General features: G+C 33.0%; 9 protein-coding genes. All 9 read left to right on the forward strand.

Annotation, left to right across the window (positions count from 1 at the left end; all coding sequences use genetic code 11):
• The first annotated feature begins 70 nt into the window (after positions 1 to 70).
• The 9 genes from P0R33_RS22890 (at position 71) to P0R33_RS22930 (ending at position 18,119) form a co-directional block, all read left to right on the forward strand.
• Positions 71 to 922 (forward strand): DUF4861 family protein, encoded by an 852-nt coding sequence (locus tag P0R33_RS22890; RefSeq protein ID WP_276173409.1) that lies wholly within the window; start codon positions 71 to 73, stop codon positions 920 to 922.
• Between the two features lie 206 nt (positions 923 to 1,128).
• On the forward strand, positions 1,129 to 2,958 hold the full coding sequence (locus P0R33_RS22895) for a metallophosphoesterase (RefSeq protein ID WP_276173410.1): 1,830 nt from the start codon (positions 1,129 to 1,131) through the stop codon (positions 2,956 to 2,958).
• Positions 2,959 to 3,010: 52 nt separating this feature from the next.
• On the forward strand, positions 3,011 to 7,045 hold the full coding sequence (locus tag P0R33_RS22900; protein WP_276173411.1) for a two-component regulator propeller domain-containing protein: 4,035 nt from the start codon (positions 3,011 to 3,013) through the stop codon (positions 7,043 to 7,045).
• Between the two features lie 453 nt (positions 7,046 to 7,498).
• Positions 7,499 to 8,386, forward strand: a complete 888-nt coding sequence (locus P0R33_RS22905) for an inositol oxygenase family protein (protein WP_276173412.1) — start codon at positions 7,499 to 7,501, stop codon at positions 8,384 to 8,386.
• 287 nt (positions 8,387 to 8,673) lie between these two features.
• Positions 8,674 to 11,811: a glycoside hydrolase family 2 TIM barrel-domain containing protein gene (locus tag P0R33_RS22910; protein WP_276173413.1), complete on the forward strand. Its 3,138-nt coding sequence runs from the start codon at positions 8,674 to 8,676 to the stop codon at positions 11,809 to 11,811.
• Positions 11,812 to 11,940: 129 nt separating this feature from the next.
• Positions 11,941 to 13,083, forward strand: a complete 1,143-nt coding sequence (locus P0R33_RS22915) for a DUF5009 domain-containing protein (protein ID WP_276173414.1) — start codon at positions 11,941 to 11,943, stop codon at positions 13,081 to 13,083.
• Positions 13,084 to 13,139: 56 nt separating this feature from the next.
• Complete coding sequence (locus P0R33_RS22920) at positions 13,140 to 14,777, forward strand: sodium/sugar symporter (RefSeq protein ID WP_276173415.1); 1,638 nt, start codon at positions 13,140 to 13,142, stop codon at positions 14,775 to 14,777.
• Positions 14,778 to 14,986: 209 nt separating this feature from the next.
• A complete protein-coding gene (locus P0R33_RS22925; protein WP_276173416.1) occupies positions 14,987 to 16,519 on the forward strand; it encodes a glycosyl hydrolase family 28 protein in 1,533 nt (510 codons plus the stop codon).
• Between the two features lie 160 nt (positions 16,520 to 16,679).
• Positions 16,680 to 18,119, forward strand: a complete 1,440-nt coding sequence (locus P0R33_RS22930) for a glycosyl hydrolase family 28 protein (RefSeq protein WP_276173417.1) — start codon at positions 16,680 to 16,682, stop codon at positions 18,117 to 18,119.
• The last annotated feature ends 31 nt before the right edge of the window (positions 18,120 to 18,150 follow it).

Genomic DNA, 18,150 nt, shown 5'->3' on the forward strand with positions numbered 1-18,150 from the left:
ATTCTTGGTAAATTGTAGAAAGTTGTTTTTAAATTTACAGGAATTACACTTAAACTATAATATTTAAATTATGAAATTATCTATCGTAACCTCTTTACTTTTTTGCTGCATTTGTTTCGGACAAAATAATACAGACAACAGTTTGTATATGAAGTCTGATAAAATTACGTATCTAACAGATATCGGCTCAGAATCAGGAGATTTATACAAAACAATTGGGCATCATGGTCCAGCTGTAGAAAACGAATGGATGGCTTTGAGAATCTACTTCAGCGATAAAGTAGCGATTGATGTTTATTCTAAAGCAAAACCAGGTTTAGAATTAAGAAAAGCAAACTGGTACCCAACGCCGCAACAGCAAAAAGAAGGTTGGGGAGCAGATTACTATAAAGTAGCATCAACTGTAGGCTTAGGCGGTGTAAAACTTTGGGATGGAGAGAAAGTTGTGCCTTTAAATCCTGTTACGAACCGTTTAGCTCGTGTAGGTAAAACAGAAAATACTTCTTGGATGGAAATGATTTCTAGAGGAGTGCCTTACAAAGGAAAAAAAGTAGATATTTTAGTTCGCGTTACGGTATTCTCAGGTAAAAGAGAAGCAAAAGTAGAAGCTGTTTCTTTAACTGGAGAAAAAGTACAATTTGCAACTGGAGTAAATTACTTTAAAGATTGTGCAACAAAAAAAGGAACAAATTATATCGCAGTTTGGGGAAAACATCCTGAAGACGTTGCGGCAGAAATTGTAGAAGTTGGTGCAGCAATTATGTATAATCAAAAAGATTATGAGAAAACTACAGACGACGGAACGCAATATTTATTGATCTCAAAACCAGCAAAAAACTTAGAAACTTCAATTATATCTTCAAGTGCAAGAGAAACAGAACTAAACACTTTGGATAAATTAGAAGCATATATTAAAAAGTAATAGAATTATCCTTAAAGTAAGGACGCGGATTTAACGGATTTACTTCGTAAAGACGCGGATAAAAACGGATAATCTATTTATATTTTTTAAGAGATTAATAAAAAATCCGTTTTTATCCGCGTCTTCGCGTTAGCGAATCTGTTTAATCCGTGTCTAATTTTAATGGGTTTTATAAATATTAATATAAAATAAAGTATAAAAAATAAATGTTTAGAATATCGGCTATATTAGTACTATTACTTTCTTTAAATTCCTGCAAATCACAGCAGAATGTCAAAAAAGAAGTTCAGATTGCTTTTATAGCCGATGTTCATTTACAGGATATTTTTGCCAAATTCGAGGATAATGATTATAAAGGAATCAAAAATCCGAAAACGGGCGAATATGCCAATATCAGAACTATGAATGCGCAATTGCATTCTACGAGAATCTTCAATGAAAATTACTTCGCCTTTTTTGAAGCCTTAAACGACATTGTAAAAAGAAACATCAAACAAGTTGTACTTCCTGGCGATTTCAGTGACGACGGACAACCCGTTCATGTTCGCGGACTGAGAAAAATACTCAACGAATATTCAAAAAAATACGCAATCTCCTTTTTTGTTACGACAGGAAATCATGATGTCGTAAGGCCATTTTCTCAAGATGCCGCTAAAACTGATTTTTTAGGAAAAGGTGGAAAAGAGCAAATTATTACCAGTTCTAAAAACAATTTCAACAAAAATAAAAGTGAGCTAGAACCAGTTATAACAGAGGATATAAAAAACTGGGGTTACAAAGAAACCATTAATGAAATGCGCGATTTTGGTTTTTTTCCAAAAAAGAACGATTTGTATTGGGAAACACCATTTTCAAACTACACTTACGAACAATATAATTTTGAAAAAGGGCAAAAAGAATCTGCTTTAGAAAAAAGAACGTATCTAATTAAAAACACCAATTTGTTTCTGCCTGATGCCAGTTATCTGGTTGAACCTGTAAAAGGAATTTGGCTTTTAGCAATAGATGCCAATGCTTATGTTCCGAACGAAAAATTATCAGGTTTGCCTAATAATCCAAATGATTTTTCGGGAGCAAATACAGGTTATAATAACGTCTTGATTTATAAAAGTCATCTAATAAATTGGGTTAAAAAAGTTTCCGCGGAAGCGAAACAAAAAGGAAAAATTTTGATTGCTTTCAGTCATTATCCAATGGTTGAATTTAATGATGATGCTTCGCCAGAGTTAAAACAGCTTTTTGGAGCAAATAAAATGCAGTTGCAGCGTGTTCCTAATGAAGAAGTAGCGCAGCAATTTGCAGATGCGGGTATTCAGATTCATTTTGGTGGACACATGCATATTAATGATACGGGCGTGCGAACATCGGCAAAGGGAAATACTTTATTTAATATTCAAACTCCGTCACTTGCCGCTTATATGCCGGCTTATAAAATATTGAAAATTCATTCGGAAACAGAATTTGAAGTCGAAACCATTGTAATTGGGAAAGTGCCTAATTTCAATAGTTTATTTCCTTTTTACGAAGAAGAATATGCTCATCTAGAGGGAATTAAAAATAATGATATTTGGAATAAAGAAATTCTTAAAGCCAAAGATTATGCTGCATTTACAAATTGGCATTTAAAAGAATTAGTTCGTTTACGATTCTTGCCCGAAGATTTTCCAGCAGATTTATTAAAATCGATTGAAAAGCTTTCTGGTAGAGATTTATTAGAATTGAATAAAAACCAATCTGAAATAAATAAAGATTTAAAGGCAAATTCTTTGACAATTTCTGATTTTGAACTTTGGAATGGCTTTGATATGATTTTCGATTTTTATCGCTTAAAAAGTGCCGATGAACTCGCTTTTAAAGAAATAGGAAAGCAGAGATTAAAACAATACGATTTGATCTGCAAGCAGTTAAAAAAATCAAATGATCCGCAATTGGTTTTATGGGCAGAAATATTTTGGAAAACCATGAATGGTCAGCCTTCCGATCATTTTAAAATTGATTTGAAAAATAACAAAATTGATAATTTATCTGTTAAATAATTTCGTTATTTATTAAGTCAAAAAGTTTAAATTGCATTTATAATTTATTTCCATGAGACCAAAATTCCTTTTACTATTCTTGTTGTTTGCTGTTTTTTATTCTTCTTATTCACAGAATATAAAATTTGCGCATTATAATGATAATAACGGATTGTCTCATAATTCTGTGCGACATATTGTTCAGGATAAAAAAGGTTTCATGTGGTTTGGTACATTTTCTGGATTGAATCGTTTTGACGGTTATCAGTTCAAAAACTACATGAGTTCTACGCCGGGGAAAAACAAATTATATAACGACGATATTACTGCTTTAGAATTAGATGAAAATTCTAACCATTTATGGATTGGAACCCGAAAAGGTCTGACTCTTTTTAAAATGGATACGCATGTCTTTACCACTTTTTTTCATAAAAAAGATGATCCAAACAGTTTGCCAGACGATGAAGTTCGAGCGGTTTATGTAGATAAGTTTAAAAGGGTTTGGGTTGGAACCAAAACAAAAGGAATTTATTTGTTTTTCTTGAAAGAAAACCGATTCGAAAAAATTAAACTGAAAGGTTTTGAATACGTAAAAGAAATTTTTGAAGACAAAAATGGCAATATTTGGGTAGGAAGTTATGAGAAATCGGGTGTAGCAAAAATTACGATGGATGCGAAAGGAGCGATTGTTAGAATTAACAATTATACACTTTCGGTTCCGAATTCAAACATAAAAAATCCGTACATCAATTTTATTTACGAAGACGCTAAACAAGATATTTTTGTTGGAACTCGTGAAGGTTTGTATAAATTAAATAAAGCAACTAATCAATTTGTAAATTTATATATTGAAAATAAACAGGTTAGAGGTGCTTTAGGTCCGTATTTTTTATCTGTTGCACGCGCGCCAGACGGCAAATATTGGGTTGGAACTCTAGGCGGATTATTGGTCTGCGATCAATTAGAAGATATTCAAAAAGGAAATTACAAATGGTATTATTCTATTTTGTCTGATGATACTTCGCTTGTAGATAATTTAATTTCAGCACTTTATTTTGATAAATCGGGAGTTTTGTGGATCGGAACTGAAGATGGTTTGGACAAATATGATCCTTACGAAAATCAATTTACTTTAAACAAAGATATTTCGCGTTCGATTGGTAATCAAGCGCCTAGAATTAGAGGATTTGCAAAGACTTATGACGAAAAAATAATTGTTGCGACTTACCACAACGGACTTTTTATTTCCAACACAAAAGGTTCAACTCCATTGCACAATACAGGAAAAGATATTGCCAGCATTTATTCTGATGACGGAAAGATTTTTTATTGCGGTCTTTGGGATGGAAATGTTTTGGTGTACAATTACAGCACAAACTCGTCGAGAGAAATTAAAGTTGGATTCGAAAAATCGCCAGTTTTTGCCTTCACTAAAATTGGAAATGATTTAATGCTTGTTGGTTCTTTTGGCGAAGGTGCCGTTATTTTGAATACAAAAACATTGCAAGTGCAGAGTTCTAGCGAACTTTTGCCTGGTTTTCAAATCAATGCTATCGAAAGAGATGCAAAAAACAATGTTTGGTTTGCAACAGAAACGGGAGTTGTAAAATACAATATTACTTCAGGAAAAATTGAAACGTATTCGTCGCTTTTTATTAAAGAAAAAGGCGTTCCGCATGACGAAAATGTAAGTGATGTTTTAGTTGATGTTAAAGGAAAAATCTGGGCTTCAACTCGATTTGGTTTGTGTTTGTACAATCCGAAAAAGAATGAATTTGAGCCTGTTAAAAATCTAAAAGAACTTTCTGGAAAATGGATTACAGATATTTTATCTGATGCAAGCGGAAATCTTTGGCTTAACATCAATAACAATAATATCGCTTTTGTTAAGTCAAATTTAAAAGACATCAGTATTTATCATGTAAATAGTGGAAATAGATTGGACGTTTTTAGTTCGAGCGGATTCTTTTATTTTAATAATTCTAATATTTTTCTTGGAGGAAAAAACGGAATTATTTCTTTTTCGCCGCCTGCGATGAAAAGAAATAATTGGTCACCATTGCCGGTTATTTCCGAATTTAAAATTCAGAACGAAGAAGTTTTTCCAGAAATGGAAATCAATGGAGAAATTCCGCTTTCTAAAGATTTAAATTATGGAAAAGAAATAGAATTGAGTCATAAAAACCGCAACTTTTCACTTCAGTTTTCGGCTCCATCTTTCGCAAATGAAAAACTGAATAAGTTTCAATATATGTTGGAGGGTTTTGATAAACATTGGATTACAGCAAATAGTACATCGAGAACTGTACAATATACCAACCTTTATCCAGGAAATTATACTTTTAAAATCAGATCAAGCAACAGCGACGGATATTGGAGTAAAACGGTTTCTTATAAAATAAAAATCCTGCCTCCGTTTTGGTTAACACCGACTTCGTTTTTATTGTTTTTTGCACTTTTATTTGGTATTTTCTATTTCATTAGAAAAGAGATTAAAAACCGAATTCGTCTTAAACAAGAGCTTCTTACAGAGAAAGTGAATAGAGAACACGATGTTAAATTAAACAATGAAAAACTACGTTTCTTTACTAATATTTCGCACGAATTAAGAACGCCTTTAACGCTGATTTTAGGTCCGGCAAAACAATTATTAGACGAAAACAGCAATGCAACAGATTACGAAAAAAGCAGATATAACTTGATTTATCAAAATGCTAGCAGATTATTAAATCTTGTAAATCAGGTTTTAGATTTTAGAAAAGCACAATCGGGAGAATTGAAACTGAAAGTGACTAAAACGGATATTTTATCGTACTCGAAGAATATTTTCGATTCGTTTAAAGAAATGGCTTATAACAAAAAAATTAAGCTCAATTTTATAGTTGAAGATGAGGAAATAAACGGTTGGATTGATAATGATAAATACGATAAGATTCTATATAATCTTTTATCGAATGCTTTGAAATTTACCAATAAAAATGGAAATGTTGACTTGTATATCAGACTAAAAGATACGGTTGAAGATGTTTTGGTTATTGAAGTTGCAGACGACGGAATCGGGATTCCGTTAAAAAGTATGGATAAAATCTTCAAGCGTTTTTATCAAGCTTCAAACAGTAAAGACAATAATACGGGATCTGGAATTGGGTTGTCTTTAGTAAAATCATTGGTTGCGATTCATAAAGGAATTATTTCTGTAGAAAGTACAGCAGGAAAAGGAAGTACGTTTAGAGTCGAAATTCCGATTGATCGTTCTGCTTACGAACATAAAGAAGTGTTTGAATATGCATTGAAAAATGATAATCTAAGCATGCTTATTCCAGAGAAAGCGGCAAAAAAGATTATTCAGAATACCGATATGAAAGAAAAAATATTGGTTATTGAAGACAATAGCGAGCTTAGAAAATATTTGGTAGATTATCTTTCTGATTATTATAAAGTTTACGATGCAGAAAACGGTGAAGAAGGTTTGAGACTCTGCCGCCAAATAAAACCAATTTTATGTGTTGCCGATGTGATGATGCCGGTTATGGACGGTTTAGAGTTTGTTCGCGAACTTAAAAACGATGAATTTATCAGTCATATTCCGGTTGTGATGTTAACCGCGCTTGGCGAAAATAATGACAAAGTAAAAGGTTATGAAATGGGTGCTGACGGTTATTTAGCGAAGCCTTTTGAGCCTTTATTGCTTAAAACGGTTATCGAAAATATTGTAAAATCGAGATTAGAACTCAAGCAAAAATTCTCTGGAGAAGTAGAAAGTAAAGTAAGTATGCTAACGCATTCTCCAATTGATGAAGAATTTATGGAGAAAATCACCAATTTGATTAATGATAATTTGAGCGAAGTAGATCTTTCTACAGATTTTCTTTGTGATAAATTGGGTGTAAGTTCTTCTAAATTATATAGAAAAATCAAGGAATTGACTGATTTAGCGCCAAATGAATTTATTAGAACTATTCGATTAAAAAAATCAGCAGAATTGCTTAAAACTAAAAAATATAATGTTTCTGAAGTAACTAATTTGGTTGGTTTTAATGATCCGTTATATTTTAGCAGATGCTTTAAAAAGCAGTTTGGTTTCCCGCCAAGTAAACTGATTAATTAGGTTTTTGCCACAGATTAAATGGATTAAAAAGGATTTATTCTTTTGCCACGAATTGTACGAATTTCCACTAATTTATAATTTAATCAATCATCTAATTTAAACATAACCCGTGGTTTCAACCACGGGAACGCAATATAATTTCTCTTCGCCATGTTCCCGTGATTGAAACCACGGGCTATGTTTAAATTCCAAATTCCAATCTTCACATTTCGACCGAAGGGAGAAATCGCACTAGAATTTCTACAATATTAATTACCAATCTTTGTTGATTTCCGCGTGTGATTTCTCCTTTCGTCGAAATGACAAATCTGCGCTGAAATGTATGTTTTTTAACTAAATAATAGGTAAAAATCTTACAATGTTCGAAATTATCCATGTTTTTGATGTATTAATCCATTTTGAAACATATATGTAATTCTATTTTTGTCTTGTAACTTTTAACTATTTAACATTATGAAAAAGCATATAGACACAGATAATCCGTTGAATAATTTAGATGAGTGGGAAGATGATTTGTTAATGCGATATCCTGATCCTTCTGAAGAAAATGAAGATGTAAAAGAAAAGCAGAAAGAAGAATTCAGAAATTATGTCGATTCGGAAAGAGTAGAAACAGTTAAAGAGTTTTACAGAATAAACCACACGTATCAAACTTATGACTTTGTATGCAGTAAAGAACAAGATTTTCTGCAATTTAATAGAAAAGAAATGTCAATCTGGGAAGCTGTTGAGTTTTTAAACACGCTTGTAGACGACAGTGACCCAGATATTGACTTAGACCAAACACAGCATCTTTTGCAGACTTCAGAAGCCATTCGTGCAGACGGTCATCCTGATTGGTTTGTATTGACTGGTTTTATTCACGATTTGGGTAAGGTTTTATGTTTGTTTGGAGAACCGCAGTGGGCAGTTGTTGGTGATACATTTCCAGTTGGATGCGCGTATTCGGATAAAATAGTTTATCCAGAATTTTTTAAGGAAAATCCAGATTATACAGACGAAAGATTCAACACTAAATTTGGCGTTTATACAGAAAACTGCGGATTAGAAAACGTAAAGATGAGCTGGGGACATGACGAATATCTGTATCAGATTATGAAAGATTATCTTCCAGATCCAGCTTTGTATATGATACGTTATCATTCGTTCTATTCTCAACACAAAGAAAATGCTTATTCTCACCTAATGAATGAGAAAGACATCGAAATGTTTGATTGGGTTAGAAAGTTCAATCCTTATGATTTATACACAAAAGCACCAGTTAAACCAGATGTAAAAGCATTACTTCCTTATTATAAAGAATTAGTCGCTAAATATTTGCCAGAGAAATTGAAGTTTTAAAAAGGCTTCATTTGTTTAAACAAAGATAGTCCACACAATCTTGTCATTCCGAGGAACGAGGAATCTTCGCGAGAAACTCCTCAATCAGAATCCACAATCTTTGTAGAGCTGCTTACGAAGATTTGCTTCGCCAGTTCGCTATCGCTCGGGTCTCGTTCCTCGGAATGACAAACTTTGGGGCTATGTGTTAGAAACTGGTTTCTTTCATTAATCTTTTTTAAGAAAAAAATAAACTATGTTTCTATGTGTTGAAAAAAAATAATTGCCAGCTATCAAAAACCAAAATAATGCATATAATCAAAACCAAAATACTTTTATTAAGCCTGCTTTTACTTTGTGGAACTATTGTTACTGCTCAAGAAAAAGAGCGTAACGATTGGGAAAATCCACTTGTATTTCAGATTAATAGAGAGCCAGCACGAGCTGCTTTTCTTCCTTATGCAGATGAAAATTCGGCGATAATCGATAAATATGAAAATTCACCTTGGTATTTTTCTTTAAATGGAAAATGGAAATTTTCTTGGTCGCCAACTCCAGATCAGCGCCCGAAAGATTTTTATAAAACAGATTTTAGCACTTTACATTGGAAAGATCTTCAAGTTCCATCAAATTGGGAGTTAAACGGATATGGAGTGCCAATTTATACCAATATTACATATCCTTTTGAGAAAAATCCACCTTTCATTAATCATGGGGATAATCCTGTTGGTTCTTATAAAAAAGATTTTGTAATACCTCAAAATTGGAAAAACCGACATGTTTTTCTTCATTTTGAAGCAGGAACTGCAGCTATGTATATTTGGGTAAATGGCGAAAAAGTTGGTTATACTGAAAATACTAAAAGTCCAGCAGAATTTGATATTTCTAAATATTTAAAACCTGGAAAAAATAATCTGGCTGTAGAAGTGTACAGATGGAGTGACGGTTCGTATCTAGAAGATCAGGACATGTGGCGACTTTCTGGAATTGACAGAAATGTGTATTTGTATAGTACAAGTGATGTTCGTATTTCAGATTTCTTTGCAAAACCAGATTTAGATGCGAAATACAAAAACGGAAGTTTAAGTGTTGATGTGAGTTTAAAAAATCTGACTTCGAAAGTTGTAAATAATCAAAAGTTGGTTGCGAGATTAGTTGACGCTTCTGGAAAAAATGTATTTAGTAAAGAGTTTAATGTCAATTTTGAAGCTTCAAAAATTCAGAATCTTAATTTTTCTCAAAATGTTTCAAGTCCGAAATTATGGAGCAGTGAAACGCCGAATTTATACAACTTGGTTCTGACTTTAAAGAATGCAAAAGACGAAGTTATAGAAACCGTTTCAACACAAATTGGTTTTAGAAAAGTTGAATTAAAAGGCGGAGAATTATTGGTAAACGGAGTTCGATTAATGGTTCATGGCGTAAATATTCATGAACATAATCCAGAAACGGGACATTATCAGGATGAAGCGACGATGATGAAAGACATCAAAATGATGAAGCAATTGAATATTAATTCAGTTCGTTGCAGTCATTATCCAAACAATATTTTATGGGTTAAACTTTGTAACAAATATGGTTTGTTTTTGGTCGATGAAGCTAATATCGAAAGTCATGGAATGGGAGTAGAAGGTCAGCCTTTAAAATGGATGAATCCAAAAACGAATCCAGGTTATCTTCCAGAATGGAGAGAAGCACATTTAGACAGAATTTATAGTCTTGTTGAAAGAGATAAAAATATGCCATCTGTAATTATTTGGTCTTTAGGTAATGAAAGTGCGAATGGACCTGTTTTTCACGAAGCTTATAAATGGATTAAAAAAAGAGATAATTCTCGTTTAGTTCAGTTTGAGCAGGCAAAAGAAAACGAAAATACAGATATCGTTTGCCCGATGTATCCAACGATAGAATATATGAAAGAATATGCGGCGAGAAAAGAAGTTACTCGTCCATATATTATGTGTGAGTATTCGCATGCTATGGGAAACAGCAGCGGAAATTTTCAGGAATATTGGGACATCATTCGCGGAAGCAAAAATATGCAAGGAGGTTTTATCTGGGATTGGGTAGATCAAGGATTTGAAAGAACCGATGAAGCTGGAAGAAAATACTGGGCTTACGGAGGCGATATGGGAAGCCAGAATTATCTAAACGATGAAAATTTCTGCCACAACGGATTAGTTTATGCAGATAGAACGCCACACGTTGGAGCATTCGAAGTAAAAAAAGTTTATCAGAATATTTTATTCAAAGCAGTTGATGTCAAAAATGGTTTAATCGAAATTAATAATGACTTCGGATTTACAAATTTGAATAAATACGGCTTTAGATATGAAGTTTTAGAAAATGGAAAAGTAATTAAAGAAGGAACAATTAATGTTGCGTTAGATCCAAAAACAAAAAAACAATTTAAGCTTGATTTACCAAAATTAGAATCTAAAGATGGAGTTGAATATTTGCTAAATGTTTTTGCTTATACAAGAACGAGTTCTGAAATATTTCCTCAAAATTTTGAAAATGCGAAAGAACAATTTGTAATTGAAGATGGTAATTATTTCCAAAAATCTGAAAAAGTAAATTCTGCTAAAATTCAAGAGGATAAAGATCAGTTTGTATTGACTTCAGATAATGTTGTGGTGAAAATCAGCAAATCGACAGGATTGATTTCTTATTACAGTTTAAAAGGCGAAGAATATTTCAAACAATATCCTGAACCAAATTTCTGGAGAGCTCCAACCGATAATGATATTGGAAATAAAATGCAAATTAGAACGAATGTTTGGAGAACGGCTGGAAAAAATACTTCTTTAGAAAGCATTCAGCAAACAGAAGAAAACGGAAAAAAATATATTGTTTCGAAATTAAAACTAAACGATGTTGCTTCAGATTATACAATTAAATATTCGCTAGGAAATAATGGAGATTTAGAAATACAGGTCGCTTATAAAAAAGGAGCGAATGCTGTACCTGAGTTGCCTCGTTTTGGAATGATTTTCACTTTAAAAAACACATTAGAAAATCTGGATTATTACGGAAGAGGACCATTAGAAAATTATCCGGATAGAAAAACAGCATCATTTAAAGGAATTTATAATAGTAAAGTTGCAGGCCAGTATGTGCCTTATACACGCCCACAAGAAAATGGATACAAGACTGATATACGCTGGTTTAAATTGTCAAGCAATTCAGGAAATGGCTTGGAAATAAAAGGTCTGCAACCTTTAGCTATGAGTACTTTAAATAATTATCCGAGTGATTTTGACGGAGGTATTTCTAAAAAGAATATCCATTCAAGCGATATTACTCCAAGAGAAGAAGTAGTAGTTTGTGTAGACTTAACCCAAAGAGGAGTGGGAGGCGACAACAGTTGGGGCGCACCGCCACATGAACAGTATATATTAACGCAAAGCGAATACAACTACGGATTTGTTATAAAACCACTTTAGCTTAAATAAGTTTAGTTTCAGTTTTCAGTCTCGGTTTTCAGTCACAGTTAGAACTGAAAACTGCAACTGTGACTGAATACTGAAAAGAATACTAAAAAAACTATCAACTGACCACTGAATACTATAAAAATGAGTAACTCTACAAATGGAAGATTAATTTCTTTAGATGCCTTGCGCGGATTTGTGATGTTTTGGATTATGAGCGGAGAACATATTATTCACGCTCTTGCCAAAGCGGCACCAATTCCTGTATTTATTTGGATGTCATCGCAATTGCATCATGCAGAATGGAACGGTATTACATTTTATGATATGATTTTTCCAGTCTTTCTATTTGTAGCGGGAGTTTCTATGCCTTATTCTTTTGAAAAGAAAATGAGTTTGGCAGGCGTAAAAACACCACAGCTATTACCTTCATACGAAAAGCGAAAAATCTATTTATCAATGCTGAGAAGAACTTGCATTTTACTAGTTCTCGGATTTGTGGTAAATGGATTGTTACGATTTGATGGTTTCGATCATACTCGTTTTGCAAGCGTTTTAGGTAGAATTGGATTGGCTTGGTTTTTTGCTGGAATCATTTATTTAAATTTTGATTTTAAAAAACAGTTAATCTGGTTTTTCGGAATTTTGATTGGTTATTATGTAGCCATGAAATGGATTCCAGTTCCAGAATTTGGAGCAGGAGTTTTAACAAAAGAAGGTTCATTAGAAGGCTATATTGACCGTTTGCTTTTGCCAGGAAGATTGCATAGCACAGTTTACGATCCAGAAGGAATATTTTCAACAATTCCTGCTATCGCAACCGCTTTATTGGGAGTTTTTATCGGAACATTTTTAAAAGCTAAATGTCCGTTTTCTATAAAAGTGAAATTGCTTTTGATGGCTTTAACGGCTACTGTTTTGATTATTGTAGGTTTACTTTGGGATATTAATTTTCCAATAAACAAACATTTATGGACAAGTTCTTTCGTATGTTTTGTTGGCGGATTTAGTATTTTATTTTTTGTCTTTTTTTATTTAATAATCGATTTATTTGGTTTTCATAAATGGGCATTTCCATTAATATTAATCGGTTCAAATTCTATTCTGATTTATATAGCCGCTGAAGGTTTAGTCGATTTTAAACATACTGCAGATTATGTTTTTGGCGGACTTATAAATTTTCTTCCGCTCATTTGGCAGCCTGTATTTGCAACAATGTCTGTTACCGTTGTACAGCTTATTTTACTGTACTTTTTATATAAAAGAAAATGGTTTCTAAAAATTTAAGAAACATTACATTTTAAAATACATTTTACTATCTAACCACACAATAACCACACATTATGAATGTATTACAAACCGCAGATTATATTGTTTTCTTTATTTACTTTATCATAGTTACGAGCTATGGGATGTATATTTACAGAAGCAAAAAAACTGCCGCAACAAGTTCAAACGAATATTTTTTAGCCGAAGGATCACTTACTTGGTGGGCGATTGGAGCTTCTTTAATTGCTTCTAATATTTCAGCAGAACACTTTATCGGAATGAGCGGTTCTGGTTTTGCTATTGGCCTTGCAATTGCTTCTTACGAATGGATGTCTGCTGCAACATTGATCATTGTAGCAATGTTTATTTTGCCAGTTTATTTGAAGAATAAAATATTCACAATGCCGCAGTTTTTAGCCAAAAGATATAGCGGAACCGTAAGTACTATTATGGCTATTATCTGGTTGTTAATCTATGTATTTGTTAATCTTACTTCAATTATTTATTTAGGTGCTTTAGCAATTTCTTCAATAGCCCCAGTCAGTTTTCAATTCTGCGTAATTGGTTTGAGTTTATTTTCTGTAATCGTTACTTTGGGCGGAATGAAAGTAATTGGATACACCGATATGTTTCAAGTTATTGTTTTAATTTTAGGAGGATTAGTAACAACTTATCTGGCATTAACTTTATTATCTGATCAATTCGGATTTGGAAATGATATTTTGAAAGGACTTTCTATAATTGCGCAAGAAGCACCAGGACATTTGCACATGATTTTAGATGAATCTAATCCGCATTATAATGAATTGCCTGGAATGTCAGTTCTAGTAGGTGGAATGTTGATCAATAATTTAGCTTATTGGGGTTGTAATCAATATATTGTTCAAAGAGCTTTAGGAGCCGATTTGAAAACAGCTCGAAAAGGAATTTTATTTGCTGCTTTCTTAAAATTATTAGTTCCAATTATTGCTGTTCTGCCTGGAATTGCCATGTTTGTCATGCATGAAAATGGAATGTTTCAACAAGAAATGGTTGATACAGCTGGAGTTTTAAAACCAGATCATGCCTATCCGACTTTAATGAATTTACTTCCAGCTGGATTAAAAGGTGTTGCTTTAGCGGCTTTAACAGCAGCAATTGTGGCTTCTTTAGCAGGAAAAGCTAATAGTATTTCGACTATTTTTTCTTTAGATATTTATAAAAAATATTTTAATTCTCAAGCATCAGAAAAAAAACTGGTTCGTACAGGAAGATGGTGCGTTGTGGTTTGTATGATTATTGCAGCTTTTGTAGCGCCAGCATTAAAATCATTAGATCAAGCGTATCAGTTTATTCAGGAATATGTTGGTTTCTTTTCGCCAGGAGTTTTAGCGATTTTCTTGTTGGGAATGTTCTGGAAAAAAACAACTCCAGCGGCTGGACTTGCTGGAGCATTACTAACAGTGCCATTGGCTGCGATATTGAAATTTTTACCAATGTGGACAGAAGGCGCTTTTCCAGATTATCCTTTCTTAGATAGAATGACCATAGTTTTCTTTATAATTGTATTTATAATGATTGGTATAAGTCTGGCAAGTCCAGTTTCTGATGAAGAAGCTGAAGTTCATAAAATAGAAGTTGATAAATCAATGTTTAAAGTGTCTTCTGAATTTATTGTAGGTTCGTTTATTATCAGCGGAATATTAGTGGCTTTGTATACCGTTTTCTGGTAAATTTTATTTTGCCACAAAGACGCTAAGGCTCAAAGTAAATTTGAAAAGATTAAATAGAAAATTGCTCGCAAAGACGCAAAAGCGCAAAGTTTTTTAACCATATAAGCAATATAAGATAATTTAAGTTTTGTCTTAATTGACCTTATATTGCTTATATGGTTCACTTTCACTTAGTGGCTTAGTGTCTTTGTGGCATAAAAAAATAAGAAATGAAAAGAAATTTTGTAATCGTATTGTTTGTTTTTTGTGTTTCCTTAAACGTTTCGGCGCAGAAAGTATTTGATATTAAAAAATACGGTGCAGTTGGAGATGGAAAAACATTAAATACAAAAGCAATTCAAAAAGCAATTGATGCTGCAAATAAAAGTAAAGGAGGAAAAGTTGTTTTTTCTAAAGGAACATTTCTGTCTGGAAGCATAGTTTTAAAAAATGATGTGGAATTATTTTTTGAAGAAGGCGCTACTTTATTAGGAAGCACGAATCCAGATGATTATCCAAAATATGAAGGAATTAGAGCTTTTGTAATTGCTTATCAATCAAAAAATATTGCCGTAAACGGAAAGGGAATTATTGACGGACAAGGACGAGAACTGGCTTTGGCAATTGATTCTCTTCATCATACAGGAGTTCGAATTGATCCAAAATACAATTACAGAAGAATGCGTCCGGAAGATGGAAGAGGAAAACTGATTTCGTTTGTAAAATGCGATTCGATTACCATGACTCAAATTACTCTAAAAAATAGTCCAGGTTGGACAATGTGTTTTAGAGAATGTAAAAACATTGTAATTGATTTTATGAAAGTGGAAAGCCGCGCGTATTGGAACAATGACGGAATTGATCTTGATGGCTGCGAAAATGCCCGAATAACAAATTGCAACGTTAACGCTGCCGACGACGGAATTTGTCTAAAATCTGAAATTCCGGGGTTACATAATAACAATATTTACATTGGAAATTGTACGATTAGATCGAGTGCAAATGCGGTGAAATTTGGTACAGGTTCTTATGGAAGTTTCAAAAATGTAACAATCGAAAACATTAAAGTTTTTGATACTTTCAGATCTGCGGTTGCAATTGAATCTGTAGATGGAGCGGAAATTGAAAACATTAAAGTTTCTGACATTACCGCAGTAAATACAGGAAACGCAGTATTAATTCGTTTAGGTCACAGAAATGGAGATAAACCGGGTTATATTAAAAATGTATCAGTTAAAAATGTAAAAGTGCAAGTCCCCTTTGGTCGTCCAGATATTGATTACGATATGCGCGGACCAGAAGTAGATTATTTCCACAATCCATTTCCATCTTCAATTGCGGGAATTCCGGGGCATTTGATAGAAAATGTGACTTTAGAAAATATCGAAATCATTTATCCAGGAAGAGCTTCAAAAGGAATGGCATATCATCCGTTAAGCAGACTGAAAGACGTAAAAGAAAACATTAACGGATATCCTGAATTTACCATGTTTGGTGAACTACCTTCTTGGGGATTTTATGTGCGTCACGTAAACGGAATCGAAATGAAGAATATAAAATTGGTTTTAGACAAAGAAGATTTTCGTCCCGCTTTTGTTTTTGATGATGTAAAAAATCTAACTATGAAAGCTATTGATGTTCCTTCGGATAAAATCAATCAGATTATTTTTAAAGATGTTTCATCAAGTAATTTGGACAGTGAATCTTTAAAAAGAAAAATAGAACCAGAGCAAAATAAATTTGTATTGCCCTTAAATAAATAAACACATAGAAACATAGATGTAAAATTTTAAAAAGTGTATTAAAAAAAACTAGTTTTTCACACATAGCTATGTTTGTTAATACAAGTGAAACGCCTTTTTATCCAAAGTAAAGCTATGTCTCTATGTGTTAAAAAAAAATAAGATTCATAAATTAAATAAAATGAAAAAGAAATCTATAATTGCGATACTAATTTTTTGTATTTCCTTGACTGCGACAGCACAAAAAATCTACGATATTAAAAAGTACGGAGCAAAAGGAGACGGGAAAACGAATGACGCAACAGCCATTCAAAAAGCAATTGACGCTTGCAGTAAAACAGGCGGAAGAGTTTTAATTCCAGCACCTTTTACTTTTCTATCAGGACCAATTGATGTAAAATCAAAAGTCGATTTACATATCGAAGCTGGAGCGAAACTATTGGCAAGTCCAGACGAAAAATTGTACACGAAAAGTGCTTTCAGAACCAATCCGGGAGAGGGAACAATTTGGATAGGAGGAGAAAATATTGAGGATTTTACCATTAGCGGAAGCGGAAAAATAGATGGAAACGGAATTTCATTTATGGGCGAAGAAGAAGACGATGCTTATATTTTAAAACCTTTTAACGTATTAGATCCAAGACCTCATGTATTGACTATTATTGGAGGAAAGAATATTCGAATCAAAGATGTTCATATCGGAAATTCGGCTTATTGGACTGTGCATTTAATTGGCTGTAACGATGTTGTAATCAGTGGAATTACTTTACTAAATAGTTTAAAAGTTCGCAACAGTGACGGAATCGATTTGGATCATTCTAAAAATGTGAGAATTAGCGATTGTTACATTGAAAGCGGCGACGATTGTATATGCCTAAAAAACAGAAGAGAATTTGAAGAATTTGGTGCTTGCGAAAATATTACCGTTACCAATTGCACTATGACGAGTAGCAGTTGTGCGATTAAAATTGGTTCAGAAAACATGGACGCAATCCGACAAGTAGTATTCAATAATTGTATTATTAAAAACAGTAATCGTGCTTTAGGAATTCAGAATAGAGATGAAGGAACGGTGAGCGATGTGATTTTCTCTAACATAATTATCGAAAGCAAATTGAATACCGATACTTGGTGGGGAAAAGCAGAACCTATTTATGTAACCGCTTTTAGCAGAGCAAAAGGAAATCATAAAGATGCCAATTGGCGTTTTCCAAAAGGTGCGACTGAAGGAAAAGTCGGTGAAATTAAAAACATCTATTTTACTAATATTCAATGTACAGGTGAAAACGGTGTGTTTGTAAGCGGCGAATCTAAAGATAAAATCAAGAATATTGTTTTTGAAAATGTGAGTGTTTACATGGATAAAACGACTTCTTTTCCTGGTGGATTATATGACAGACGCCCAGCAAATGTGGAAGGTTTTGTAAAAGGAAGCACTTCTGGATTTTATTTTGATACTGCCGAAAGCATTAAAGTTCAGAATTGCACGGTTCAATGGGGAAAAAACAAACCAGATTATTTTAAATATGCTGTAGAAAGTAAAAATGTAGATATTTTGAAAGTAATCAATTTAGATGGAGAAGCAGCTTTTCCAAATAAATATGAAGCCGTAAAGAAGTAATTTCTTTATGTAAAAAGTTATAAGTGTAAAA

It is taken from the genome of Flavobacterium sp. YJ01, from assembly GCF_029320955.1.
Lineage (GTDB): Bacteria > Bacteroidota > Bacteroidia > Flavobacteriales > Flavobacteriaceae > Flavobacterium.